This window comes from Nocardia rhamnosiphila NBRC 108938 (assembly GCF_000720425.1).
In the GTDB taxonomy this organism is placed as follows: domain Bacteria; phylum Actinomycetota; class Actinomycetes; order Mycobacteriales; family Mycobacteriaceae; genus Nocardia; species Nocardia rhamnosiphila.
Map to the genome: position 1 here is coordinate 253,660 of NZ_JOAJ01000007.1, position 25,280 is coordinate 278,939.

The 25,280-nt window shown below is 68.2% G+C and carries 21 protein-coding genes, 2 tRNA genes and 1 pseudogene; 14 read left to right on the forward strand and 10 right to left on the reverse strand.

Annotation, left to right across the window (positions count from 1 at the left end; genetic code table 11):
• The first annotated feature begins 37 nt into the window (after positions 1-37).
• Positions 38-1,258, forward strand: a complete 1,221-nt coding sequence (locus tag IG75_RS0123395; protein WP_030523453.1) for an acyl-CoA dehydrogenase family protein — start codon at positions 38-40, stop codon at positions 1,256-1,258.
• A gap of 229 nt (positions 1,259-1,487) precedes the next feature.
• A pseudogene (locus IG75_RS36540) lies at positions 1,488-1,942 on the forward strand (VOC family protein).
• 1 nt (position 1,943) lies between these two features.
• On the opposite strand, the gene IG75_RS0123405 reads toward IG75_RS36540, so the two are convergent.
• A complete protein-coding gene (locus IG75_RS0123405; protein WP_030523452.1) occupies positions 1,944-2,333 on the reverse strand; it encodes a hypothetical protein in 390 nt (129 codons plus the stop codon).
• Positions 2,334-2,352: 19 nt separating this feature from the next.
• On the opposite strand from IG75_RS0123405, the gene IG75_RS0123410 reads away from it, so the two are divergent.
• The 5 genes from IG75_RS0123410 to IG75_RS0123430 all read left to right on the forward strand — a co-directional run bounded on the left by IG75_RS0123410 (position 2,353) and on the right by IG75_RS0123430 (position 8,956).
• Positions 2,353-2,988, forward strand: coding sequence for a hypothetical protein (locus IG75_RS0123410; RefSeq protein WP_030523451.1), 636 nt, complete (start codon positions 2,353-2,355; stop codon positions 2,986-2,988).
• A 209-nt stretch (positions 2,989-3,197) separates the two neighbouring features.
• Positions 3,198-4,817: an acyl-CoA synthetase gene (locus IG75_RS0123415; RefSeq protein ID WP_030523450.1), complete on the forward strand. Its 1,620-nt coding sequence runs from the start codon at positions 3,198-3,200 to the stop codon at positions 4,815-4,817.
• Positions 4,818-4,987: 170 nt separating this feature from the next.
• Positions 4,988-6,634 (forward strand): acyl-CoA synthetase, encoded by a 1,647-nt coding sequence (locus tag IG75_RS0123420; RefSeq protein ID WP_030523449.1) that lies wholly within the window; start codon positions 4,988-4,990, stop codon positions 6,632-6,634.
• Positions 6,635-6,771: 137 nt separating this feature from the next.
• On the forward strand, positions 6,772-7,335 hold the full coding sequence (locus IG75_RS0123425; protein ID WP_245713272.1) for a hypothetical protein: 564 nt from the start codon (positions 6,772-6,774) through the stop codon (positions 7,333-7,335).
• 178 nt (positions 7,336-7,513) lie between these two features.
• A complete protein-coding gene (locus IG75_RS0123430) occupies positions 7,514-8,956 on the forward strand; it encodes a PepSY-associated TM helix domain-containing protein (protein ID WP_030523447.1) in 1,443 nt (480 codons plus the stop codon).
• Between the two features lie 61 nt (positions 8,957-9,017).
• Here the strand turns inward: IG75_RS0123430 and galK are convergent, their stop codons facing one another.
• Positions 9,018-10,169: a galactokinase gene (galK, locus tag IG75_RS0123435; RefSeq protein ID WP_245713271.1), complete on the reverse strand. Its 1,152-nt coding sequence runs from the start codon at positions 10,167-10,169 to the stop codon at positions 9,018-9,020.
• A 305-nt stretch (positions 10,170-10,474) separates the two neighbouring features.
• Here galK and IG75_RS0123440 point away from each other — a divergent pair, with 305 nt between their 5' ends.
• A complete protein-coding gene (locus tag IG75_RS0123440) occupies positions 10,475-11,995 on the forward strand; it encodes a GGDEF domain-containing protein (protein ID WP_030523445.1) in 1,521 nt (506 codons plus the stop codon).
• A gap of 237 nt (positions 11,996-12,232) precedes the next feature.
• On the opposite strand, the gene IG75_RS0123445 is transcribed toward IG75_RS0123440, so the two are convergent.
• On the reverse strand, positions 12,233-12,985 hold the full coding sequence (locus tag IG75_RS0123445) for a DUF6319 family protein (protein ID WP_030523444.1): 753 nt from the start codon (positions 12,983-12,985) through the stop codon (positions 12,233-12,235).
• A 162-nt stretch (positions 12,986-13,147) separates the two neighbouring features.
• On the opposite strand from IG75_RS0123445, the gene IG75_RS0123450 reads away from it, so the two are divergent.
• From IG75_RS0123450 to IG75_RS0123460, 3 genes are all read left to right on the forward strand, one after another.
• Positions 13,148-13,963 carry a nuclear transport factor 2 family protein gene (locus tag IG75_RS0123450; RefSeq protein ID WP_030523443.1) on the forward strand — a complete coding sequence of 272 codons (816 nt, stop codon included), beginning with the start codon at positions 13,148-13,150 and terminating at the stop codon, positions 13,961-13,963.
• Positions 13,964-13,976: 13 nt separating this feature from the next.
• Positions 13,977-14,183, forward strand: coding sequence for a hypothetical protein (locus tag IG75_RS0123455; RefSeq protein ID WP_030523442.1), 207 nt, complete (start codon positions 13,977-13,979; stop codon positions 14,181-14,183).
• Positions 14,184-14,334: 151 nt separating this feature from the next.
• Positions 14,335-15,336: an AurF N-oxygenase family protein gene (locus tag IG75_RS0123460; RefSeq protein ID WP_030523441.1), complete on the forward strand. Its 1,002-nt coding sequence runs from the start codon at positions 14,335-14,337 to the stop codon at positions 15,334-15,336.
• A gap of 55 nt (positions 15,337-15,391) precedes the next feature.
• Here IG75_RS0123460 and IG75_RS0123465 read toward each other — a convergent pair whose 3' ends face one another.
• Positions 15,392-16,132: a TetR/AcrR family transcriptional regulator gene (locus tag IG75_RS0123465; protein ID WP_373863770.1), complete on the reverse strand. Its 741-nt coding sequence runs from the start codon at positions 16,130-16,132 to the stop codon at positions 15,392-15,394.
• Positions 16,133-16,652: 520 nt separating this feature from the next.
• On the opposite strand from IG75_RS0123465, the gene IG75_RS0123470 reads away from it, so the two are divergent.
• A complete protein-coding gene (locus tag IG75_RS0123470; RefSeq protein ID WP_030523439.1) occupies positions 16,653-16,835 on the forward strand; it encodes a hypothetical protein in 183 nt (60 codons plus the stop codon).
• 609 nt (positions 16,836-17,444) lie between these two features.
• On the opposite strand, the gene IG75_RS0123480 is transcribed toward IG75_RS0123470, so the two are convergent.
• From IG75_RS0123480 to IG75_RS0123490, 3 genes are all read right to left on the reverse strand, one after another.
• Positions 17,445-17,885 carry a nitroreductase/quinone reductase family protein gene (locus IG75_RS0123480; RefSeq protein WP_030523437.1) on the reverse strand — a complete coding sequence of 147 codons (441 nt, stop codon included), beginning with the start codon at positions 17,883-17,885 and terminating at the stop codon, positions 17,445-17,447.
• Positions 17,886-18,577: 692 nt separating this feature from the next.
• Positions 18,578-18,651 (reverse strand) — tRNA-Met (locus tag IG75_RS0123485).
• Positions 18,652-18,879: 228 nt separating this feature from the next.
• Positions 18,880-18,953: transfer RNA gene (locus tag IG75_RS0123490), tRNA-Met, on the reverse strand.
• 560 nt (positions 18,954-19,513) lie between these two features.
• On the opposite strand from IG75_RS0123490, the gene IG75_RS0123495 reads away from it, so the two are divergent.
• The gene (locus tag IG75_RS0123495; RefSeq protein WP_030523436.1) at positions 19,514-19,849 is read left to right on the forward strand and encodes a transglycosylase family protein; all 336 of its coding nucleotides are present in this window, start codon (positions 19,514-19,516) and stop codon (positions 19,847-19,849) included.
• 174 nt (positions 19,850-20,023) lie between these two features.
• Here the strand turns inward: IG75_RS0123495 and IG75_RS0123500 are convergent, their stop codons facing one another.
• On the reverse strand, positions 20,024-23,026 hold the full coding sequence (locus IG75_RS0123500; protein ID WP_030523435.1) for a UPF0182 family protein: 3,003 nt from the start codon (positions 23,024-23,026) through the stop codon (positions 20,024-20,026).
• A 180-nt stretch (positions 23,027-23,206) separates the two neighbouring features.
• On the opposite strand from IG75_RS0123500, the gene IG75_RS0123505 reads away from it, so the two are divergent.
• Positions 23,207-23,800: a PPA1309 family protein gene (locus IG75_RS0123505; RefSeq protein WP_030523434.1), complete on the forward strand. Its 594-nt coding sequence runs from the start codon at positions 23,207-23,209 to the stop codon at positions 23,798-23,800.
• Positions 23,801-23,858: 58 nt separating this feature from the next.
• Here the strand turns inward: IG75_RS0123505 and IG75_RS0123510 are convergent, their stop codons facing one another.
• Together IG75_RS0123510 and IG75_RS0123515 are read right to left on the reverse strand one after the other, a co-directional pair.
• Positions 23,859-24,884, reverse strand: coding sequence for a YlbL family protein (locus IG75_RS0123510; protein WP_210436835.1), 1,026 nt, complete (start codon positions 24,882-24,884; stop codon positions 23,859-23,861).
• Between the two features lie 99 nt (positions 24,885-24,983).
• Positions 24,984-25,259 carry a mycoredoxin gene (locus tag IG75_RS0123515; protein ID WP_030523432.1) on the reverse strand — a complete coding sequence of 92 codons (276 nt, stop codon included), beginning with the start codon at positions 25,257-25,259 and terminating at the stop codon, positions 24,984-24,986.
• Between the last annotated feature and the right edge of the window lie 21 nt (positions 25,260-25,280).

Sequence of the window (25,280 nt, forward strand, 5' to 3'; positions counted from 1 at the left end):
CTCGGCGTCGTCACAGCTCTTTCACCAGGAGACTTTCATGATCAATCTCGAACTTCCCAAGAAGCTGCGGGCCAGCGCCAACCAGGCGCACCAGGTGGCCGCGCAGATCTTCCGGCCCATCTCGCGCAAATACGACCTCGGCGAGCACGAATACCCGGTCGAACTCGACACCATGGCCGCCATGGTCGACGGGCTCAGCGATTCGGGCACGCAGAAGATCAGCGGGGCCAGCGGCGGGCGCTCCGACGACGAGGCGCCCTCCACCGACGTGCTCCTCAACGCCAACGGCGGCAATATGTCGGCGCTGCTCAACGCCCTGGAAACCTCCTGGGGCGATGTCGGGCTGATGCTGTCCATCCCCTACCAGGGGTTGGGCAATGCCGCGATCGCGGCGGTGGCCACCGACGAACAGCTGGAACGGTTCGGCAAGGTGTGGGCCTCGATGGCCATCACCGAACCGAGCTTCGGCTCCGATTCGGCCGCGGTCACCACCACCGCTGTCCTCGACGGCGACGAATGGGTGCTCAACGGCGAGAAGATCTTCGTCACCGCGGGGCAGCGTTCCACCCATATCGTGGTGTGGGCGTCGGTGGACCGCAGTCTCGGCCGCGCCGCCATCAAATCGTTCGTGGTCCCGCGGGACGCTCCCGGCCTGTCGGTGGCCCGGCTCGAGCACAAGCTCGGTATCAAGGCCTCCGATACCGCGGTGCTGCTGCTCCAGGACTGCCGGATCCCGAAGGACAATATCCTCGGCAGCCCGGAAGTGAACGTGGAGAAGGGTTTCGCCGGGGTCATGCAGACCTTCGACAACACCCGCCCCATGGTCGCGGCCATGGCCATCGGCGTCACCCGCGCCGCGCTCGAGGAACTGCGCACCATCCTCACCGACGCGGGTATCGAGATCTCCTACGACACCCCGCCCAACAACCAGCACGCGGCGGCGGCCGAGTTCCTGCGGATGGAAGCCGACTACGAGTCCGCCTACCTGCTGGCGTTGCGGGCGGCCTGGATGGCCGATAACAAGAAGCCCAATTCGCTCGAGGCGTCGATGTCCAAGGCGAAGGCGGGGCGCACCGGTACGGATGTGACGCTGAAGTCGGTCGAACTGGCCGGCGCGGTCGGATACTCGCAGCGGCTGCTGCTGGAGAAGTGGGGCCGGGACTCGAAGATCCTGGACATCTTCGAGGGCACCCAGCAGATCCAGCAGCTCATCGTCGCCCGCCGGGTCCTGGGCAAGACCAGCGCCGAACTCAAATAAGCAGGTCAGACGCGAGAAACCGGTGTGGTCCGCTGGGGGGATCACACCGGTTCCGTCTGTTCGGCTCGAGTGCCTCGGCCGGCTCCCGGACGATTGCCCGCAACCGCGCCGGCCGCACCGCCGACACCGTTGCGATTTTCGCCGCTGCGCCACTCATATCGACCTGCCGGAGTGACGGTTTCGCGTCCGGAACCGTCTGGACGACGAATACCGCCTCTATCGTGGACCGATGGCATCGGTCAAACAGATCCAGGTCACCTTCGACTGCGCGGAACCCGAGCGCGTCGCTCGATTCTGGTCCGAGGTGCTGGGCTACGAGCATCAGGGTTCGGCATGCGTCGATCCCTCGGGTGCGGGCCCACGCCTGTACTTCCAGCGCGTACCCGAGGGCAAGGTCGTCAAGAATCGGCTGCATCTCGACGTGCGGGTCGGTACCGGCTCGTTGGTGCACAGCGCGTGGCCGCACTCGAGGCAGAATGCGCACGACTGGTCGCGCTCGGCGCGGTACGAGTGCGGGTACTGCTCGCCGACGAACACAACGAGTCGTGCCTCGTGATGCAGGACATCGAGGGCAACGAGTTCTGTCTCGACCGAGTGACCGCGCTCCCCCGTATCCGGAGCGGTACGAAGCGCCCACCACTCCATCGATCCGGCCATCCGATGCCGAAAGCGCCGGGACCGTAGGTCAGGGCAGTGGCACCCGAGAGGTCTCTCCGGCACCGTTCCGTGCGACCGTGCCGAAGACGATATCGGGGAAATGATTCCCGAAGGCCAGGTCACCGGTCGCCGCGAGATCGTCGACCCGGCTGCGCCGCCCCCGCGCCGACCGGGCACGGTCGTGGTCGCCTCCCGAGGACGCGAACCGGCCGAGCGAATGAGCTGCGAACCGGATACGAAACCGCGACCGACCGGCCGCGCGGCGGTCCTGGACACCACCGGGGCCGAGTGACAGTGTTTGTTCGATCGGCCCGTCCCGATCGGTGCCGCGCCGCCGGATCCGTTCTCCCGCCGCGCCGGCACGAGTACCACCACGCAGCATCCACACCGAGTCACTGAGCAGTACCCCGGATATCACCCCTGCAAGGAGACTGGTTATGCGTATATCGGCCTTTACCCGTCGGCTCCTCACCTCTGCCGTGGGGACCGCCGCGGCCACTGTTCTGTTCACCGGACACGCGACCGCCGAGCCCGCCCAGGTCGATTGGGCTTCGGCCACGCAGGCCCTGCACACCGCGGCGAGCGGTGATCCGGCCGCCGAACAGGCGGTATCCCGGCTGCTCGGGGACGCGCGAGTCGCCGCGGCCGCCCGTGATGCCGCGCTGCCCGCCCAGCCGTTCCAGATCCCGGCCGAATCCACTGTGGGCCGCGGCGGCGGTCCGGGAATGTACGGCTCGGGCCTGTCGCTGAACATCGACGGCTTCCGGTTCGCGTTCTTCGGCGGACCGGGCACGATCGCCCCGAATCAGACGGGCGCGCGGCTGGATGTCGTATGGCTCAACCTCAACAACGGCCGCAGCGGTATCGAGCAGCTCACCGAGCATCGGGACATCATCGCCGACACCACGATCCGCACCCGGCCGATCGATCCGGGCCCGGGCCTGATCGTCGCCGCGGTGTACGGCAACCTGTGGCACCGCTGGCCGGTGCCGGTGAGCCAGGAGCATCCGGACGGGTTCCAGTATGTGCGCGGCGACATCACTTTCCCGTCACTCGGCTCGATCTACAACTGACCCGATGCGCCGGGGGCCGGTGCTTGCGAGCGCGTCGAATATCCGACGCCCGCCCGCACCGGCCATCTCGGCGGGCGCTCGAGGATGTCTTTTTTGTCCGGAGCGTACGTTGTGAGCGAATACACTTTCACTGCTACGGTGACCACCGATATGCCGTTCGGAATCGCTAGGTCGAGTGCCGACGCGAGGATCTGTGGAGGTGTTCGAAGGTGAACCTGGCGCACACGCTGGAAGTCGTCAAGGCATACGGGCTGCTGCAGTCCAGCGGATTCATCGATCTGAAGAATCCGGGGGAAACGCTGCGGACGCTGAAGGATTCCAAGACCTACATCCCGCAGGCCACCCTGATCATGCACTCCGCGCGCATCGCGCCGGACGCGCCCGGATTGGCCGACGAACGCGGTGAGCTGACCTATCGCGAACTGGACGAGCAGTCCACCAAGATCGCCCACGGGCTGCGCGACGCGGGGATCACCGAGGGCACCGTGATCGGCATCCTCGCCCGGGACCATCGCGGACTGATCCTCTCCATGGCCGCCGCGGGCAAGCTCGGCGTGAAGATCGCGCTGATGAACACCGGCTTCGCCAAACCGCAGTTCGCCGAGGTGTGCGAACGGGAGCAGGTCAAGGCGGTCCTGCACGACAGCGAATTCCTCGGCCTGCTCGACGCGCTGCCCGCGGATATGCCCCGCTTCCTCACCTGGGTCGACGAGGGCACCGAGGTCCCCGCGGGCGCCCGGACGCTGGACGATCTGATCGCCGAGAACGGCACCGAGACACTGCCGGTACCCGCCAAACCGGGTGGTTTCATCATCCTCACCAGCGGCACCACCGGTCTGCCGAAGGGCGCGCCGCGGGAGAAGGCCAGCCCGGTGGCTACCGCGCAGTTCCTGGACCGCATGCCGTTCCCGAAGCGCGGCACCGTCGTGATCGTCTCGCCGATCTTCCACAGCACCGGTCTGGGCACGTACCTGGTGAGCATCGGTCTCACCAACAAGATCGTCATGCGGCGCCGGTTCGATGCCGAGGCCACGCTGAAGATGATCTCCGACCACAAGGCCCAGCTGCTGGTCGCGGTGCCGACCATGTTGCACCGGATGGTGGAACTGCCCGCCGAGGTCCGGGCGAAGTACGACACGTCCTCGCTGAAAGGGATCATCCTGGCGGGTTCGGCATTGTCGCCGGAGTTGTGCGTCAAGGCGACCGAGACGTTCGGGCACGTGCTGTACAACCTCTACGGCTCCACCGAGGTCGCCATCGCCACCGTGGCCCAGCCGGCCGACCTGGCCAAGGCCCCCGGCACGGTCGGCCGCCCGCCGCTCACCTGCGATGTCCGCCTCTACGACGACAACGACAAGGCCGTGACCGCCAAGAATGTCACCGCCCGGATCTTCGTCCGCAGCGGCGCGCCCTTCGAGGGCTACACCGACGGCCGGCACAAGCAGATCATCGACGGCTACATGTCCAGCGGCGACGTTGGCCATTTCACCGAGGACGGCCTGCTCATGGTGGACGGCCGCGACGACGACATGATCGTCTCCGGCGGGGAGAACGTCTTCCCGCAGGAGGTCGAGAACCTGCTGCTCGAGCGCGAGGACATCTTCGACGCCGCGGTGGTCGGCGTGGACGATGTGGAGTTCGGGAAGCGGCTGCGCGCGTTCGTCGTGCCCGAGCCCGGGCACACTCCGGACGAGGCCGAGATCAAGACCTACGTCAAGGAGAACCTGGCCCGGTACAAGGTGCCGCGCGAGGTCGTCTTCCTCGACGATCTGCCGCGCAACCCGACCGGCAAACTGCTGCGCCGGGTGCTGGTGGAATACGAGGTCTGACAACCTTTCTCGACGCCGAAACCGGGAAATCTCACAGTAGTGTCCCGGTTTCCCTACTGTCCGAGACAATGGGCCGGCAGTCCCCGCGATGGTTGCTAGGGTGGGCGGTGCACAGGAGTTCGAGGAGGTAGCCGCCGTTCCCGGCGGTACACCGCGGAAGGTTGTCGCCGATGACATTGTCGCTGCCCGGCCCCATTCGCAGAGCCGGCGATATCGCCTCGGCCGTGAACGTGATGCGCAAACGCGGTCTCTTCGACCCGTTGCGGCTCGACCACGCCCTCCGGTCGATGAGCAACGCGACCAAGTACGGCCCGTTCGCCGGGGTGGTCATGCATGCCGTGCAGACCCGCCCCGACTCGCCCGCCATCGTCGACGAGGCGGGGGAACTCACCTTCCGCGAACTCGACGACCGCTCGAACGCCTTCGCCCGCGGTCTCACCGAACGCGGACTGCGGCCCGGCGATGTGGTCGCGGTCCTGGCCCGCGACCACCGCGGCATGGTGCTGAGTATGCTGACGGCCGGCAAACTCGGCCTGCGCGCGGTCCTGATGAACACCGGCTTCGCCAAACCGCAGTTCGCCGACGTGGCCGAACGCGAGAAGATCAAAGCGGTGCTGCACGACAGCGAGTTCTTCGACCTGATGAGCGCCATCCCCGCCACGATCCCGCGCATCCTCACCTGGGTCGACGAATCCGATGGTGCCGACCCCGCGATCCCGACGGTCGAATCAGTATCGGCGGGCCGGTCCACCGCACCGCTGGCGGCACCCGCCACACCGGGCGGGACGGTCATCCTGACCAGCGGTACCACCGGCACGCCCAAGGGCGCCCCGCGCGACAAGGTCAGCCCGTTCATCACCGCCCAGTTCATCGACCGGGTGCCGCTGCCGACCGACGGCACCATGGTGATGGCCGCGCCCATCTTCCACGGCACCGGACTGTCCCAGTTCTCCCTGGGCCTGGCGCTGGGCAACCGGGTGGTATTCCAGCAGCGCCGGTTCGACCCGGAGCTCACCCTGGCCAATATCGCCCGCTATCGGGCGGATTCGCTGGTCGTGGTGCCCACCATGCTGCAACGCATCCTGGACCAGCCGAAAGAGGTGCTCGACCGCTACGACGTCTCCTCGCTCCGGGTGATCTTCGCGGCGGGTTCGGCCATCCAGCCCGATGTCGTGGTGCGCACGGGCGAATACTTCGGAGATGTGCTGTACAACCTGTACGGCTCGACCGAATGCGCGGTGATCACCGTGGCGACGCCGCAGGAGCTGAAGAAGTCGCCGACCACCGCGGGCCGGGCGCCGGTCGGGGTGCGGATCGCCCTCTACGACGAGAACCGCAAGCGGATCACCGCGCCGAATGTCACCGGCACGATCTTCATCGACAACCCGCACGCCTTCAAGGCCTATACCGACGGGCGTACCAAGGAGACCGTCGACGGCATGATGTCCAGCGGCGATGTCGGGCATCTCGATTCCGACGGCCTGCTGTTCATCGACGGCCGCGACGACGACATGATCGTCTCCGGTGGCGAGAACGTGTTCCCGCAGGAGGTCGAACACCTCATCGCCGAACGCCCCGATGTACTCGAGGCCGCGGTGGTCGGCGTGGACGATCGGGAGTTCGGCAAACGGCTGCGCGCCGTGGTGGTCCCGGGGCCGGATTCCACACGCGACGCCCAGGAGATCAAGGACTACGTCAAGGCGAATCTGGCACGCTACAAGGTCCCGCGCGAAGTGGTGTTCCTCGACGAACTGCCGCGCAACGCCACCGGGAAACTGCTGCGGAAACCGCTGATGGAACTCGAACCCGGCAGCTGAGTTCCGAGCGCACCGGTCCCTCGCCGGCGTGATCGGGCGACGCCGGCCCCGCCCGGTGTTACGCACGCGCCCCCGGAGCAGGCCGGACCGGATATCGGCGGCGCCGCAGGCAGGGCGGGGTCGGATATCATCCCCTGGTGCGTATCAGGTTCGGTTCCACCCATGTGGTGGACCAGCTCGGCGCCGCCCGCGTCCGCGGTGCGGCGGCCGGCCTGATCTCGGGGGCCGTCTCGGTGGCCGCACACGGCTGGGCGGACCGGACGAGCTCGCCCGACGGAACAGCGGTCGTTCTGCTGGCACTGGCGGCGGCCGCGGTCGGTGCCCTGGTCACCGGATTGCGCCCACTGCGCACCGGCACCACCGGACTCGCCACGGCACTGACAGCCGGGCAATTGCTCGGCCATCTGAGTCTCGGTTGGGGTTCGGGACATCTGCACCACGGTGATCTCCAGCCGACCCCCGCCATGTTCGCGGCGCACGTCGTCGTCGCCTGCGCCGCGGCGGTGGTCGTGCGCGGAGCCGAATTCGCCTACCGGGTCGTCGCGACCGCCCTCGCGCGCTTGGTGCCGGTCGCGCCTCCGCCACCGGCTCTCCCGGACCCGCCGCCGCTGCGCCTGCTGCATCGCGACCGGGTCGTCGCGTGGATCCTCGCGGCCGATACCGGCCGCACCCGGGCACCGCCCCGGGCCGTGCTGATCTGATCTCCCACCCGGCCGTCACGGCCGGGCGCGCCGCAGTGATCTCCGCCCGCGCCCGCGCCCGTGGCCCCGACCGGTTCTTTCAGCGCGGCGACCCGAGCTCTCGGTGCGCGCCGCGTCCCCGCGCACCCGCCCGCCTCCGGGACGGGTGCCGGGCCGGCACAGGACGCAGGTAACACCGATGAGTACCACCGAGGTCCCCGCGGCGCCCGACAGCGCTACCCCGGCGACCAGTTCACCCCGGCCGAACAGAGGCGCGTTCCGCGCGCTCGCGCTGCGGCTGCATTTCTACGCCGGCCTCTTCGTGGGGCCGTTCCTCCTGATCGCGGCGGTGACCGGCGGGCTCTACGCCGTCGCACCGAGTATCGAATCCTTCGTGAACCGGGATCTGCTGACCGTGGATTCCCGCGGACCCGAGCGGCCCCTGGCCGAACAGGTGACCGCCGGGACCGCGGTCCGGCCGGACCTCACCCTGGTGGCGGTCGCGCCCGCGCCGGCACCGGGTGACACCACCCGGGTGCTGTTCAGCGATCCCGCCCTCGGCGAATCCGAGCGGCGGGCCGTCTTCGTCGACCCGGTGACCGCACAGCCGGTGGGCGAATCGGTGGTGTACGGCAGTTCCGGTGCGTTGCCGTTCCGGGCGTGGGTGTCCCAGGTACACCGCCACCTGCATCTCGGTGAACCCGGCCGGCTGTACTCCGAACTGGCGGCGTCCTGGCTGTGGCTGATCGCTCTCGCCGGGCTCGCCCTGTGGATCCGGCGGGTACGCGGCCGACGGCAGCGCGATGCGGCGCGATGGCTGTTCGTCCCGAACCTCGCGAACGCGCGGGAACGCCGGTTGAACTGGCACGCGGTCGTCGGGGTGTGGATTCTCCCGGCGGCGCTGCTGCTCTCGGCCACCGGCCTGACCTGGTCGACCTATGCGGGCGCCAATATCGAGACACTGCGGGAGAACCTCGGCTGGACCACCCCCGCCGTGACGACCGCGCTGCCCGGGACGGCGGCGCCGGCCGAGACCGGGCACGGCGACCATCACAGTGGCCGGCCGGCCGGCCACTCGGTGCCGGCGGACCGGATCCAGCAACTGGACCGGGTACTGGCCGCGGCACGCGCGGCCGGAGTCACCCGCCCCGCGGAAATCACGATCCCGGCGGGCGACGGGACGGCGTTCGCGGTGAAGGAACGGCGGCTGTCGGGCACGCTGACCGCCGATGCCGCGGCCGTCGACGGGGCCACCGGCACCGTCACCGATCGGCTCCCCTACTCCGAGTGGCCGTTCATGGCCAAGATGGCCAACTGGGGCATCCAGCTCCATATGGGTCTGATGTTCGGCGTGCTCAACCAGTTGTTGCTGCTGGCGGCGGCGATCGGGCTGATCACGGTGATCGTGCGTGGATATCTCATGTGGTGGCAGCGCCGGCCCACCGCGACGGCCCGTATCTTGGCGGTGGGCCGGCCGCCGCGCCGCGGGGCGCTGCGCCGATCGGCGGTCCTGGCGGTGCCGGCGCTGGGCGCGGCCGCCCTGATCGGCTGGTTCGCTCCGGTGTTCGGCCTGAGCCTGCTGGCCTTCCTCGTGGTCGACGTCCTCGTCGGCGCCCTGCGCCGCGCGCGTCCGGCGGCCTGAGCAAGTGGGTTCGGTGTCGTGATCGCCGCGGCACCGAACCTTCTCGCCCGACCGAGCCTCCTCAACCGACCGGGCCGGCTCCCGGACCGGCCACGGCCTCGATGGTCCGCGCGTCGGGAAAACCCTTGCTCGCGAGACGTTCCCGGACCTCCCGCTCGACCCGTCCGGCGGCAGCGGTATCGACCAGGGCGATGATGCTGCCCCCGAAACCGCCGCCGACCATCCGTGCCCCGTAGGCGCCGGCCGCGCGAGCGGCGTCCACCGCCTCGTCCAGCACCTCGGTGGAGACTTCGAAATCGTCACGCAGCGAATCGTGTCCCGCATCGAGCAGCGGACCGATCTCGCGCGGGTCGGCGCCCGAGCGCAGCAGTTCCGCCACTGTGCGCACCCGGTCGTTCTCGCTCAGTACATGCCTGGCCCGCCGGTACAGCACCCGATCGGTGAGCCCGGACAGTTGCCCCGCGTCATCGATATCGCGGAGCGATGCGACCCCGAGCGCCGCAGCGGCGGCGGCGCATTCGGCGCGCCGGGCGCCGTAGCCCCCGGCCACGTGCTCATGGGTCTGCCCCGTATCGATGACCAGCAGCCGCAGGCCGGTGGCCGCGAGATCGAACGGAATCTGTTCGAAACCACCCGAATCGGCCGCACCGAAGGCACGCACGTCCAGGTACAGGGCGTGTCCCGCGGTGCACAGGATGGACGCCGCCTGATCCAGGATCCCGGTGGGCGCGCCCACATAGTCGTTTTCGGCGGCCCGGGCGATATCGATCAACTCCCGGTCGCCGACCTCCGGCGCACACAGATCACGGACCGCCACCGCGGCGGCGCAGCACAGCGCCGCCGACGAGGAGAGCCCGGCCCCGGCCGGGACCGCGCCGTCGAAATCCAGTTCCAAGCCCTCGATCCCGTGCCCCCGGCGCCCGAACTCCGCGACGACGCCCAGCGGGTACCGCGCCCAGCCCGGCAGCAGGTCCCGCTCGGTGGCCAGCGCCGCGGCCGGCAGCCGCACCGGTTCGCCCGGCCGCTGGCGCGAGCCCACCCGGACCAGATCGTCGGCGTGCCGGACACCTTCGCAGGTGACCACCAGGGGTATCGCTATCGGCAGCACGAGGCCGTCGTTGTAGTCGGTGTGCTCGCCGATCAGGTTGACCCGGCCCGGCGCCGACCATCGACGACGCCCGCCGGGCGTGATGTACTCCTCGCGTTCGGTCACCGGACCACCGTACGAGCCGCCCGCCGGTGCCCGAGATCCGCCGCGCCGCCACCATCGAGACACCTGTTACGACGTTGTTGCGCCAAGAGAGCGACAAATTCGACAGTGCGTGTCATCATCGGATCCATAGTCCAGGTTTGGTGGGCCGGACGCACCGCGGACGGCTCGGACATCCCCTCGTACAGGAACACTCGGTTTGCGTCAGCCGCCGCTCGATGGACAGGTAGAGCACGACAGACAGATAAGGACCCAGGCCTGCGACGCGGCTCGATTTCACCGGGAATGGAGCGATCAAAGGGGGGCTGATGATCATCAGCGAACCGCAGGGAGCAGGGCGGCACGGTATCCACCGGATACGGTATGGCGCAGCGTTTTCCGTGATGGTGGGCGCGCCGCTCCTGGTGCATCTGATACTCGGGTCCCGTCCGCTGTCGGTGGCGGCCACCTTGATCGCGGCCGCCGGCACCGTCGTCATGATCGGCTTCGGCCTGCGCCGGCACCGCCCGTCACATCCGCTGCCGTGGTATCTGCTGGCCGGGGCCGCGCTCCCCTTCGCGACCGGAACCGTGCTGCGGGAACTCACCGGCTACGCGTCCACCCCTCTCGACGAGATCTGCACACTCGCCGGTTACCTCGGCTCCGGTCTGGCGGCTCTGATGTGGCTGCGGCCGCGGCAGGCCCGGGCCCATCCCGATGTCATCCTGGATTCGGGACTGATCGGGCTCGGCGCGCTGCTGGCGTCCTGGATCTTCCTCATCGCACCCGTCCTGCACTCCGAGACCCCGGGGGTGAACACGGTCACGGCGGTGGCGCTGCCGGTCTGCGATGCGTTGCTGCTCACCTTGCTGGCACATTCGCTGGCCACCTCGAGCCGCTCGGAAACCTCGCTGCGCCTGCTGCACACAGCCCTGGCGGGGGTGCTGGCGACCGATCTGGGGTACCGGCTGGTCGCCGCCGGCACCCTGGACACGGCGCCGGAAGTGCTGGTCCTTCCGCTGATCGGCGCGTACCTGGCCGCCGGGGCGGCGGCCCTGCACCCGACCATGGTGACGCTGGGTGCGCCGCGCACGATCCGGATCCATCATTCCCGCCAGCGCGCCAGCGTCATCGCCGTCGCCCTGGTGCTCTCCTCGCTGGTGCCGGTGGCCCGCGCCCCGCTGAGCCCGCTCGACCAGATCATCGTGTCCTCGGTGCTCGCCCTGCTGCTCATCGGATTGCTGATCCGCAGCGAACGCGCGATCGGCCACAGCGCCCGCAGCGAACGGCGCGCCCAATACCAGGCCGACCACGATCCGCTCACCGGACTGCTCAACCGCTCCGCGCTGCTGCGGGTACTGCATCGTGAGCACCGGGACTGGGCCGAACGCGCGCTCTGTCTGCTGTTCATCGATCTCGACGAGTTCAAGGCGATCAACGACAGCTACGGGCACACCGTCGGCGACGAACTGATCGCCGAGGCCGCCACCCGGATCCGCTCCACCGTGCGCCGCGACGATGTGGTGGCCCGCTACGGCGGAGACGAATTCGTCGTCCTGGCGCCGCTGGAGCGGATGGAAGCGACCAAAATGGCCGAACGCCTGCTCGGGGTGTTCATGAAGCCGTTCCAGCTCAGTACCGGCGAAGTACCGCTGACGGCCAGTATCGGGCTGGCCTGTGGGGGCCCCCGCGATATCGACGCCAGTATCTACGATCTCATCCGCGATGCAGACGCAGCCATGTACCAGGCGAAACGGCGCGGCTTCGGCTATATGTTCCACGACTCGATCCGGTACACCCCGGCCGAACCGAGCCGCCACGGCTGGCGACCGCGGGAAACAGCTGTGTGAGCTGCACTGCCGCCGGCGCCGTGCGGGCGGGCGGACCCGCCCGACCCGGAACACAGGACATCCGGAGAAGCGGTGTAAGAACCCGCTGCCGCATGCCCAGGCAAACCCGGATAGGCCCACAACACCATCAGTGCTCGACTGTCGCCGGTCCCTGGACGTTCGCCTGCACGCGCTCCGGAACCCGGTAGGCCCGTCCCCGGAGTCGACTCCGGGGACGGGCCTACCGGCGACTTCGTATCAGTCCGTCAGTTCTTCCAGCAGTTTGCGCGCCTGCTCGAGTTCGGCCTGCAGCTGCTGGACCTTCGCTTCCTGGGCGCCCCGCACCGAGTCCAGCAGACCGTCCACCACCTCGGAAACCTCCGGCGGCAACAGTTTCGCCGCCTGCGCCACGGCTGTACCGGTGACCGGGATCGCCCGCGCGGTCCGCTTCTTACCCGCGGTGACATCGACAGTCCACTCACCGTCGGCGGTGCCGTTGATGATGACGGTGACCTCCGGCGTCTTGGCCTTGCGCGCGGCCGGTGCCTTGGTCGCCTTGGCGGCGGCGGGGGTTCGCGGCGCCGCGGCCGGTTTCGTCTCGGCGGCAGCACTCTTCGCCGGGGCGGGCGCCGGTTTCCGCTCCGCGGCCGGGGGGGCGGAGGTGGACGGGGACGCGGCGGGAGTCACGGGCGGTTCCTTCTTCTCGGGGGCGGGAGGGGACGCGGGGGGCGCGGCAGCCGGCTTGTCACGCTGGGGTTTTACCATCGTGACCTCGGTGGGGCCGAAGGACAGCACATCCTTGGACCCGGTGGGCCGGATCTGCAGGAAGTCGCCGTCGGCGGGATCGCCGAGCGAGACCACCTTGCCCGACCGCCCCTCGGTGACCCCCACCGCCGCGGCGGTGAACCAGACCATCGGCGGGCGCCCCGCTTCGATCTCCGCGGCGATCTGCTCGAGGTCATTGTCGGACAGGGGTTTCGGCTTCGCGTTCGCTGGTGTTCGCGACGGCATGGGGCACTCCGGGCAATCTCACTTGTTCGTCGAATAGCTGCGTGCACAGATGATGCCGCACCGCACCGACATTTTCACAAGCAGGCAGGGTTAGGACACTCGGCCACCCGTAGAACGTGTTCTATTGTGGGAGCGAATTCCGGCCACCCGAAGGGAGTCACCGTGCCGCTGGACCCGACCGCCGCGGATTTGCGCGAGGCCGTTCTCGCATCTCCTCGCGCCGTAGCCGCCCACGACCGGGCGGCGTGGGTGGGCCTGTTCGCGACCGGCGCGGTGGTCAACGATCCGGTCGGCTCGGACCCGCATACCGGTTACGACGCGATCGCCCGGTTCTACGACACCTTCATCGCGCCCAACGACATCGTGTTCGACGTCGCCCACGATTTCGCCGGGCCGGCGACCGTGCTGCGCGATCTCACCATCACCATCACGATGTCGACCGGCGCCCGGGTCCGGGTGCCGATGCATCTGCGGTACGAGGTGGTCGAGCAGGACGGCGCCCTGCGAATCGGATATCTGGCCGCGTACTGGGAACTGGTGCCCATGGTCGGGCAGCTCATGGGCACCGGACCGAAAGGGTGGCGGGCAGGCACTCGGCTCGGTGGTCTGCTGCTGCGCAATCAGGGCGTGCGCGGCCTGACGGGTATGGCCCGGGCCTGCACCGGTATCGGCGCCGCCGGGAAACGGATCGCGCACCGCCTGTGCGCGGCGGCGGCCGCCGGCGATACCGCGACGGTCACCGCGCTGACCGGCGACCGCGACACGGTGGTGCTGTGGGCGGGCGAATCGATCGGCAGCGCGGAGCTGGCCGTACGAGCGCGCGGCCTGCGGCAGGGCAAAACACTGGCGGCCGGTCGCTCGGTCACGATCAGCGCCGATCTGCCGACAGGTCCGGCGCTGCTGATCTTGGACTTCCACCCCGCCCTGGACCGGATCGAGACCCTGCGGGTACACACGGACACTGTCGCCGCGCGGTAGCGGCCAGGTTCTCGTGTGCGGCGAGATCGTCACCTACGGCTACCGCGGTATGCCGGAGAGAACCGCGGAGGCACTCGACGCGCAGGGGTGGCTGCGTATCGGCGATATCGGCACTCCAGGTCGCGCCGCCCGGTCGGCGCACCGCATCGCGCCACGGCGCGCATCCCCCGCGCGACGGGGGTACGACCTGCGGCGCAGCCTTCGCGCACACCCCCGGTGACACATTCGCGCACACCCCCGGGGCACATATCCGCACTTATCCCCACAGGGCACGATTGCGCACCGGCTCCGCCCGCTCTATTTACTGAGACGCCGAGTCCCGGTAAATTCATCCGTAGAGAGATGTACGCCATACGCACGAGGAGGCACCGATGACGCCGTCGACTCTGCCGCGGGCTCCCAAGCTGGACACCCGGTACCGTGAGACGCTGGAAACACTGTCGGAGGGCTCGGTGCGCCGCCGGTTCGATCCGTATCTGGACATCGATTGGGATGCGCCCGAATTCGCACTCGACCGCGACGATCCCCGATGGATCCTCTCCCCCGACTACGATCCGCTCGGCGCCACCCGCTGGTACCGGGAACTACCGCCGGCGAAACAGATCGAGATCGGCCGCTGGCGTATCGCCAATGCCATCAAGGTCGGCGCGGCCTTCGAAACCGTGCTCATCCGCGGGATGATGCAGTACATCGCGAAACTGCCCAACGGGTCGCCGGAGTTCCGCTACTGCCTGCACGAGATGACCGAAGAGTGCAACCACATCCAGATGTTCCAGGAGCTGGTGAACCGGATCGGCGACGACGTCCCCGGGATGCGGCCGATCTTCCGGGCGCTCTCCCCGTTCATCGGGGTGGCCGGTGGCTACGCGCATGTGGTGCTGTTCCTGGGTATCCTCGGCGGCGAGGAGCCGATCGACCACTACCAGAAGGCGATGATCCGCAACGGCGCGCACCTACCGCCGCTGGTGGTGCGGACGATGGAGATCCATATCGCCGAGGAGGCGCGCCACATCTCCTTCGCCGGAGAATTCCTGCGCGCGCATATCGCGAAGCTCGGCCCGGTCTCGACCGCGCTGTGCGGGCTGTCCTTCCCGCTGGCACTGCGCTGGCTGGCCGGGGAGATCATGGCGCCGCCGCCGGAGTTCGCGCGCCGCTTCGACGTGCCACGCGAGGTCATCGCGGAGGCGTTCTGGCGGAGCCCGCACTCGCGGCGGATCCTGTCCGGCTACTTCGGCGATATGCGGGCCCTCGCCGACGAGCTCGGCCTGATGAACCCGGTCACCTCCCGGCTGTGGCGGGCACTCGGCATCGACGGCGACCGCTCGCGCTACCGCAGCGAACCGGAACGCCGGGTTCGGGCCTCGGTGGCCTGACCCGGGACGGCCGGGCCGACCGACGACGTTCGGTCCGGTCGACGACCCCGCACACTCACGGGGCCGAACCACGCAGTCCGGCGACCACCTGCGCCAGTTCCCGGTCCGGGTCCACCGTCACACCGACCGTCCGGGCCGCGCCGTCGAGGATGTACCAGGCGTAGCCGGAGAGATCCGCGACCATTTCCGCTCGTGTCCGGCTCGGCACCGGATCGGCGACCCATGCGGCCAGCACCCCTTCGACCATGGTCACCACGGCGAACGGCACCGGCTCCAGCGCGGCCGACTCCACCTCCATGATGCGGGCGATCGCATCGATCAGCTCGCGTGACCGCTCGGCGATCCGGATCTTCAGGCTGGAGATGGCGTCCACACTGTCGGCCCCGCCGACGGGCGGGCCGGTCCGGGCGAACGCGGCCAGATTGGGATGGTCGCCCATCCAGTCCGCGACCGCGCGAACCGTTCGCGTGATGATCTCGCGCACCGAGCCGGACGAGACGTCCAGCTGTGCGTCCAGCGCGGCCCCCAGATCGTCGATCAGGTACGACCGGATGCGCCGGTCCAGATCCTCCCGGCCGCTGAACTGCCGGTACACCACGGATTTGGCGACCCCGGCCCGTTCCGCGATCTGCCGCACGGGCACATCCGCGCCCAGTGGCTTCTCCTCCAGCAGTTCGACCGCGGCCCGCAGGATGCGCAACTGACGCTCGGTATTGTGCTGCTCCCAGCGCGCCTCGTATCCGTTGACCTCCCCCGGAATCCGCGATCGCGACGACGCCACCGACATGTCTGGCAGTGTACTCAGCACCGCCGCGGGAGCGGCCGCTCCCGCGGCGTTCCGCTCCACCGACCGCCCGACCGGGGATTTCTTCACCGGGATTTCATAAGCCGCCCCGTTCTGCACGATCAAATGAAAGTACATTTACACCGGCATTAATTCGGGATTGCGCGGATACATTACGCAATACATTCGCGATATATTACAAACCGGTCGTTTTGTCGACTCCGGAAGCGGCGCGGCGTCGCGTAGCATCGGAAGATGTTCTCGCACAGACACATCCAGAATACCGCGCGGACAGATGGTTCCACCAGGAATAACTCACCGGCTGCCCACGGATTCCAATCCATGGGCAGCCGGTACGAAAAACGCTAGAATTGCGGCACATTGGTACCGGGCGGGTCCGGCGATCTGCTGTCACTACGTTGCTCGGTCGCGGGAATTCCCGGCGACACCGGTTACGGGGGGCGGCGCAATCGGAGCAGCGTACGCATACGCGCAGCGACCCGCCGGCGCACCACGCGTACAGGAGGCAAGGATGCCCGACAACACCGGCCCCGAGGAGAACGACGTGGAATCGACCGCCGAGCACGCACCCGTGATCTGGCCGGAGCCCAGCCGGCTGGATTCCTGGTGGCGCGACATCATGACCGATCCGACCGCCGCGGCCCCCGTCGCGGAGTCCGAACCGGCGCCTCCGAGCCTCACTCGCAACGGTTGAGCCGGCCCCCCGGACCCGGCGCCGCAACGCGCCGACATCCGGCACCGGACCAGCAGGCGATACCGCGCACCGGTTCGTTCGCCACGTCCACCAGTCGCTCGAACATCCCGGCGTGCCCCACGGCGGAGGTGACGGCGACGGAGCCGACCCCGGGCAGCGCTGCCGGCGGCCGGGTCCCCGGATCGATCCCGCGAGAGTGCAGCTTCTCGCGGGGCCGCGGCGACGGGATCCGCGGATCGCACCGGGTCACGCCGCCGGATGGGTCGGCCCACGTCGCCCTCGGCGAGAGCCGCCGGAACCCTCCGGCACCCCGCACTCCACCGCGGCGGATCGGCCAGGTGGAATTCGAATCGCCCGCCCGTCCTCGGTGACGATCGACCACGCCGGACGAGAGTCCGCGGTCGCGCGCCCCCGACGGCAACGTCCCGCGGTCTCCGGACTCCCCGCGAACCGCCGTGTCCTCATACACTCCGGCACCTGGGCGCACCGCGGCGGTGATCCGGCACCGACGCGATCCGGCGGGGTATGACCCGGGCATCGCCACACCCGCACATGGACACCCGTCGAATCGGTTCGCCTGATCGAGATACTCGTCGCGGCCGCCCGCGGCTAAGTGTTTTCCGCTGTGGGCGTGAGCCGGACCAATGGGATCTCCCGGTCGGTGCGCTTCTGATAATCCCCGTATACGGGATAGGCGGCGGCGATCCGGGACCACAGCGGCGCCCGCTGCTCCGTGGAGAGGACTTGTGCGGTCATCGACCGGCGCGGGCCGTTGCGGAACGAGACCTCGACGGCAGGATTGTCGCGAAGGTTCCAGTACCACGCCGGGTGGGTCGGGTCGCCGGCCCGGGACGCGACAATGATGTAGTCGTCGCCCTCGACGACCGGAGCCGTCAGCATGACCGAGCGCGGTTGCCCGCTCTTACGGCCGACAGTGGTCAGTTCCAGCGCCGGCATCCCGAAGTATTCGGTGCCCAGGCGGCCGAAGCTGATACGCAGCAGAGCTCGATGCACGGCGTTGACGGCCTTCAGCGTGAAATCAGATGGCACGACAGCTCATCCCCTCCGGTTCGCGGCAGTTGATCCAGCAAAGCAGCTCGGTCGGCGTCCGGCAACGTCGCGCCCTCCGCCGGAGGGGGTCACCGCTACCCCCGGAGCTCGTGACGCCACCGGGTTCCGCCGTCGAAACCCGCCCGGGAGTACTCGAATCCGATCACGCCAATGCCCATCGAGGGCAGCCGGCGGGCGGCTGCGCATCATCGGCATCGCCGCCCGCGAGGCCGTTGAATTGCACCGATGTAATTTATGAGATGCATATCCGCTATCAATGATTCACCCGATCGTAAATGCGTTTCGACCACCCATTTCGAACGATATTCGCTGCCCGTAACCGGCCCAGAGGCACTTTCTTTGATGGAATAGCCACATAATTGCCCATTCTTCTGCTGCGGCAACACATCCGGCCACCGGCGGGCCCACCGCCCCGGGCCGCGCGCCGAACACCCGCCGACCCAAGACGATTCGGGCAGGACGATAGCTCGCGCGAGAGCTGGTTGCCGGCTCGGCTCGGCTATGCCACTACCGCCGGCGGATCAGACCACGGAGAACCCCACACAGCCGGCGAGCTCCACGGCGGCCCCGGTCGGCTCGGCCCCAACAGCGGAAGCGGCCACCGGGCGGCGATGCCCCGACACAGAAAAGGGAAGGTCCCGGAGAGAATCTCTCCGGGACCTTCCCTGTAGTAGCGGGGACAGGATTTGAACCTGCGACCTCTGGGTTATGAGCCCAGCGAGCTACCGAGCTGCTCCACCCCGCGTTGGGTGTCTCCAACACTACGCACTACCTGCCGCAACACCAAAACATGCCGCTGAGCTGGCCTTGCGTCGATAGCAGGCGGCCCCGAGCAACCGAGGTGGCGTCCGATCGCGCGGCGGCGACCCCCGAGCAGCCGGCCCGCGACGCCCGGCCGGCCCGGGCAATACCCGGGCGGAGCACAGAAACGGAGAAGGCCCCGGAACCGTGGTTCCGGGGCCTTCTCCGTTAGTAGCGGGGACAGGATTTGAACCTGCGACCTCTGGGTTATGAGCCCAGCGAGCTACCGAGCTGCTCCACCCCGCGTTGGGTGAACACAACATTACACACGGCTCCCGAAGACTGCCAAATCGCCAGCTCAACGTGCGTATCGGCCGGCGAACCCTCAGGCCGAGCCGGCGGCCGCCGGGCACGCACCGGACCGCCTCGGCAACCATCGGCCCTCGGGCGCCCCGGGCTCCGCAGCGGCGACCGGTCAACAGGGCTCAGAACGTTAACGGTGCGATTGCCGGTTGTCCCGATCGCTATACGAGTGACACGAATTACCTATTCTCGGTGATCCCGGTCACATTTCCGTGTTGTCGCCGACCGCCATGGGTACGGGAGAAATCCATTTATGACCTGGACTTTTCCACATATTCCCCCTTCGCACCAATCGACGTATTGATAGTTATCGATACGTGATCTGACGAGATTTCTTCGTTACCGTCGTTCGCAGGCCCCGACCAGACCGGGACGGGCCGACCGAACCGGAGAACGCCGGCAACCCTGTCCCACGGTTCGGATCAAACCCCGACACATCACCTGGGGACAGGGGCACGCAAGCTTCCAACGCGCTGCCGGTGGGCACAGGCAGGGATTCGCATATGTCCAAGACCCGAAAGTTCAGCACCCGCGTTCTCGGCATGACCGCTATCGCCGGGGCCCTCGTTGCCGTACCGTTCGGTCTTTCCACCGCCACCGCTTCGGCTGCCTCGGGCAACTGGGACGCCGTCGCCGAGTGCGAGAGCAGCGGCAACTGGTCCACCAACACCGGCAACGGCTTCTACGGCGGCCTGCAGTTCACCCAGAGCACCTGGGAGGCCAACGGCGGTAGCGGCAGCGCCGCGCACGCCAGCCGTGAGGAGCAGATCCGCGTAGCCGAGAACGTTCTCGCCACTCAGGGCCCCGGCGCGTGGCCGGTGTGCGGCCAGTACCTGTGACCCGGCCCGGCGCGCTCTGAGCGCGTCGCCATCCAGCGCATACGAAGAGGCGCTGCCATCCATCCGGATGGCAGCGCCTCTTCTTTGCTTTCCGGCCCGGAATCCGACCGAAGCCCCGCGGGCCGCTCACCGCGCGGAGCCGACCGGGATCGGCTCCGCGCCGGGACCCGGCTGCTACCTACCCCCGCCGGCGTCCTGATACGCCTTCACTGCGGCGTCCAGCTCGTCCAGCGCCCGGCCGAAGTCCTCGAAGTTGCCGGTACGCATGGCCGCGCGCACCTCTTCGATCTTGCGGCCCAGCTCCGCCGCTGCGGCATCCCGCGCGGCCGAACCGGTAGCGGCGGGCGGCGGCGTCGAACCGTTGGGAGTCGACGCGCCCTGATCCTGCGAATTATCGCCCTGGGGCTGCGGCGGCGCAGTGCCGGGGTTGGGTCTGGTGGCCGGATCACCGCCGGACGGGGTGGCCAATGCGCCGGAGCCGGGAAGCACCTGGTTCAACGCGTCGGCGAGCGTCGAACCGTAACCGACCTTCACGCTGCCGGCCTGGTCGCGGTAGCTGACCAGCACGCGCAGCAGCTGCGGGAAGGTCGCGGTGTTCTGGCCGGTATTGCGCTCGTTGTAGAACGGCTCCACATAGAGGATGCCACCGTCGGCCACCGGCAGGGTGAGCAGATTGCCATATCTGATCTTGTTCGAGTTCGACAGCAGCGTCTTCTCCTGGGAGACCTGCGGCGCTGTCGTCATCGTGTTCTGCGTCTGCTGCGGACCCTGGGTCTGCGTATCGGTCGGCAGCTGCAGGATCCGGAACTTGCCGTAACCGTCCGGATCGGAGCGCACCGATATATAGGAGGACAGGAACTGCCGGTTGTACCCGACCATCGCACTGGTCAGATTGAACACCGGCTTACCGGTCTCCGGATCGCCGAGCAGTACGTAGTACGGCGGCTGGCTGGCCGACACACCCTCCACCGTCGGATCGGCGGGCACCGACCAGAAGGCGTTGTTGGTGAAGAACTCGCGCGGATCGTCCACGTGATACTTGGTCAGCATCTCGCGCTGCACCTTGAACAGATCCTCCGGATACCGGAAGTGCTCGCGCAGCTCGGGGCTGATCTCGTTCTCCGGGATCACCGCGTCCGGGAACACTCCCCGCCAGGCCTGCAGGACCGGGTCGCTGGGGTCGGTCTCGTACAGCTTGACCGTGCCGTCGTAGGCGTCGACCGTGGCCTTCACCGAGTTGCGGATATAGCTGACCTCTTTACGCGGCAGCAGCCGGCCGGTGCGCTGATCGACGCTGTCCTCGACCGCACCCTCGAGCGAGGTGGTCTGGGCGTAGGGGTAGCTGTCGAGCGTCGTGTAGGCGTCCACGATCCAGACGATGCGCCCGTCCACGACCGCCGGATAGGCGTTGCCGTCCGGGGTCAGCCACGGCGCGACCTTCTCCACCCGGTCGCGTGGCGAACGGTTGTAGATGATCTTCGAATCACCGCTGATCGCCGAGGAGAACAGGATATTGCGCTCGGCGTACTTTGCCGCGAACGCGAGCCGGTTGAACCAGTTGCCGATCGGCACACCCCCGGCGCCGTCATAGGTGAAGCGGGCCTGGTCGGTGTCGTACTCCCGGGGGTTCTGCCCTTCCTCGGCGCCGACGATGGCGTAGTCGGGATCGGACTGTGAGATCAGCTCGCCGTAGTAGATACGCGGCTGATCGACCTTGATCCGCTGCTGATCCTTCGGCGTGAACAGATCACTGACCAGGAAGATCGGATAACCCGAATCGCTACTGCCGCCGGCGGCGTTGGGATCCTCGGACTGCGGCCGGTTGACCCGGTTGGCGGGCGCGGCGACGAACCCGTTGCCGTGTGTGTAGACCGTGTGCTTGTTGATCCAGTCGGTCTGGTTACCGCTCAGGGTCGCCGGCGACAGTTCGCGGGCGGCCACGATGTAGTCCTGGACCTGGCCGTTGAGCGAATACCGGTCGATATCGAGCGCCTCGGGGAAGCCGTAGAAGTTCTTCAGCTGCCGCAGCTGGGTGAACGTCGGGGACAGGATATTGGGATCCAGCAGGCGAGCGTTGGCGATGGTGGCATGGTCCACCGGCACATTCACCGGATTCTTGCTGCTCTCCCCCTTGTAGTCGATGTATTCGATCTTGTCGTCGGTGATCCCGTAGGCCTCCCGGGTGGCGGCGATATTGCGCTCGATGTACTCGCTCTCCTTCTCCGCCGCGTTCGGGCGCACCGAGAACTGCTCGACCATGAGCGGCCACACCGCACCCACCAGCACCGAGGAGAGCACCAGCAGCGCCGCCGCCATCGCGGGCACCCGCAGATCACGCAGCACGATCCCGGCGAAGAAGGCCAGCGCGCAGATGATCGCGATGGACATCAGGATCAGCTTGGCCGGCAGCACCGCGTTGATATCGGTGAACGAACCACCGTTGAAGGTGGGTTCCTTCCGGCTGCTCATCAGCAACTGATAGCGGTCGAACCAGTACGCGACGGCTTTGAGCAGCACGAAGATCCCGGCCAGCACCGCGAGCTGGATCCGCGCCGGAGTGGTGAGCACGCCCTCGCGCCCGGTCAGCCGCAAACCGCCGAAGATGTAGTGGGTCACCAGATTCGCGACGAACGCGATCACCACGGCGACGAACAACCAGTTCAGCACCATCCGGTAGAACGGCAGATCGAAGGCGTAGAAGCCCACATCGAGACCGAACTGCGGATCGGTGCGGCCGAACGAACCGCCGTGCAGGAACAACTGCACGGTGACCCAGTTCGACTGGGCGACCAGCCCGGACAGCACACCCAGCAACACCGGGATACCGAGCCCGAACAACTTCAGCTTGCCGAGCACCGTCGTCCGATACCGGGCGATCGGATCACCGGCGCCCGAGGTCGGCACGAACACCGGGCGTGATCGGTAGGCCAGCAACAGGGCGAGCCAGACGATCACCCCGACCAAGAGCGCGACCACCGCGAACACCGCGATCCTGGTCAGCAGCACGGTCAGGTAGACGCCGCGGAAATCGACCTCCCCGAACCACAGCCAGTTCGTATAGGTATCGATGAGCCGGGGCCCTACCAACAGCAGTGCGGCCAGCACCACCGCAGCCACCAGCAGCAGACGGCTGCGCCGGGACAGCGACGGTAAACCGGCGGGGGGGCGCATGCCCACGATGCCACTCTCCAGGGTCCGGCGACGAGTGAGCCGGTAGCGCCACCGGCCGCTGCGCCGCAGTCCGAATTGTTGAGGTCGGGCCCGTACGGACCCTCTGGGCCCACTCTACGGAAAACGGACATCTTCGCGACCGCAGGGTTCGGGCGGTGTCGCGGCGGCGGATGCGAGGATGGTCGGGTGAGCGCCGATCTGCATGCCGAAATCGTCCTTGCCCGTTCCGTCCACGAAGTCGCGGAGTTCGTGGACGCCGAGGGCTGGGGAAGATCACCGCAGATGTTCGCGCTGGTGCGAACCGCGGATCTGGTGGCCGCCGAACCCGCGCTCATCGACGAGGTCGACGCCGCGGACGAACTGACACCGATCGCCCAGGACCCCCTGCCCGATCACGTGGCCGGCGGGTCGATGGCACTCGACGAATTCCTCGCCACCACCAGTTGGCCCCCCGCGGTGGCGGGCTGTGTCCTGGTGCAGGAGATCGTGGTGCTCCCACCGGACGCCGAGGAGGATCTCGACGAGGCCCTCACTCCGTTGCTGGCCGACGCGGACGCCGCCGACGCGGCCGGCCGGGCCGCCGCCCATGCGCACCCGGGACGGCGCGAGGCCCGGCTCTTCGCGGCCGTGCTGCGTTCGGGAAACAGTCTGTGCCTGTTGCAGCTACGGCCGGAAGAAGGCGAAGAGGACGGCGCCGACCTCGACCTGCGCACCTACCCGAACCTGGCGCCCAACCTGGTGGACGCGCTGCGGCATACGCTCGAGGAATCCGCCGACTGAACGGAGAACGCCCGGGCCCGCGGGCCCGGGCGCACGAACTCCGCCATCCTCGGGTGCCTCAGCCGCAGCCGACGACTTCCTGCCCCGCCGACAGGTCCTCGAGCGACTGCACCGCGCCCGCCAGCGTCTCCACCCGCACCAGCCGCAGACCGTCGGGGACCCGCTGACTCGCCTCATTGCAGTTACCCGCCGGAACCAGGAACGTTTCCGCGCCCGCCTCCCGGGCCGCCATCATCTTGTACTGGATCCCGCCGATCGCGCCCACCTTGCCGTCCTCGTCGATGCTGCCGGTCCCCGCCACGAAGGACCCGCCGTCGAGGTCGCCCGGACTCAGTTTCTCCACCAGCGCCAGACTGAACATCAAACCGGCCGACGGACCGCCGATATCGGCCAGATTGAAATCGATCTGCATGGGCGGCGCCGCGGACTCGGTGGGTGTCAGCCCCAGGAACCCCTTGGCCGCATCGTCGGGCCGGGCCCCGAGCGTGATGTTCGCGGTCTGCTCGGCGCCGTCGCGGCGGTACACCACCGGCACCACGGTCCCGGGCGCCCGGCTCGACGCCTCATTGAGCACATCCTGGGTGGTCGCCACCGGCTTACCGTTCACGCTGACGAGCTGATCCCCGGCCCGCAGCACATCCTGGGCCGGAGCGCCCTCGGTGACCTTGTGCACGAACACCGCCGTCGGCAGGTTCAGCTGACGCATCGCCGCGACCTCGGCGTTGCTCTCCGAGGTCGTGAACTCCTGCTCGTTCGATTTGTCGACCTCCTCCCGGGACACCCCGGGCGGATACACCTCGGCGCGCGGCACGATCCCGTGCCGGCCGCTCACCCAGAAACCGAGCGCCTCGAAGATCGTCAGCCCGTCCCGCACCGCGACCGTCGTCATGTTCAGATGCCCGGCGGTCCGATCGACCTCGGCCCCCGACACCTGCACGACCTCGAGACCGTCCACTTCGCCGAGCGTATCGACGGTGGGCCCGGGCCCCAGCGCCACGAACGGCACGGTGAACACACTGCCCACCACACCGAACAAGACAACCGGGACAAGGGCGACCAGGAGCGTGATGATCCGACGATTCACCCGGCCAACACTAGCCATCGGCTCCCGCACAATGCGGGACAGGCACGCGCGCGATCCACGAGATCACCCACCACCCGGCCCCGTCCGGGCCCGGCGAGATCACGCCAGACGCGCGAGCGCCTGCTTCACCTCGGCCAGGGACGGATTGGTGGCGGTCGAACCGTCGGCGAACTTCACGGTCGGCACCACATGGTTGCCGTTGTTCACGCTGCCGACGAACTCCGCCGACGCCGGATCGTCCTCGATATCGATCTCCACATAGCTGATCCCGGCCTCTTTCAGCTGGGTCTTCAACCGCCGGCAGTAACCGCACCAGGTGGTCGAGTACATGGTCAGATCAGGGGTCACGTCAGTCACGAACAGAGCAACACGCATCGGCCCACGTTTATTGCCCCG

Excerpts from the sequence above, each read along its gene's own strand:
- IG75_RS0123495 (WP_030523436.1), top strand. The coding sequence starts at position 19,514 with ATGTCCAAGACCCGAAAGTTCAGCACCCGCGTTCTCGGCATGACCGCT.
- IG75_RS0123430 (WP_030523447.1), top strand. The coding sequence starts at position 7,514 with ATGAGTACCACCGAGGTCCCCGCGGCGCCCGACAGCGCTACCCCGGCG.
- IG75_RS0123395 (WP_030523453.1), top strand. The coding sequence starts at position 38 with ATGATCAATCTCGAACTTCCCAAGAAGCTGCGGGCCAGCGCCAACCAG.
- IG75_RS0123515 (WP_030523432.1), bottom strand. The coding sequence starts at position 25,259 with ATGCGTGTTGCTCTGTTCGTGACTGACGTGACCCCTGATCTGACCATG.
- IG75_RS0123460 (WP_030523441.1), top strand. The coding sequence starts at position 14,335 with ATGACGCCGTCGACTCTGCCGCGGGCTCCCAAGCTGGACACCCGGTAC.
- IG75_RS0123410 (WP_030523451.1), top strand. The coding sequence starts at position 2,353 with ATGCGTATATCGGCCTTTACCCGTCGGCTCCTCACCTCTGCCGTGGGG.
- IG75_RS0123470 (WP_030523439.1), top strand. The coding sequence starts at position 16,653 with ATGCCCGACAACACCGGCCCCGAGGAGAACGACGTGGAATCGACCGCC.
- IG75_RS0123420 (WP_030523449.1), top strand. The coding sequence starts at position 4,988 with ATGACATTGTCGCTGCCCGGCCCCATTCGCAGAGCCGGCGATATCGCC.
- IG75_RS0123440 (WP_030523445.1), top strand. The coding sequence starts at position 10,475 with ATGATCATCAGCGAACCGCAGGGAGCAGGGCGGCACGGTATCCACCGG.
- IG75_RS0123445 (WP_030523444.1), bottom strand. The coding sequence starts at position 12,985 with ATGCCGTCGCGAACACCAGCGAACGCGAAGCCGAAACCCCTGTCCGAC.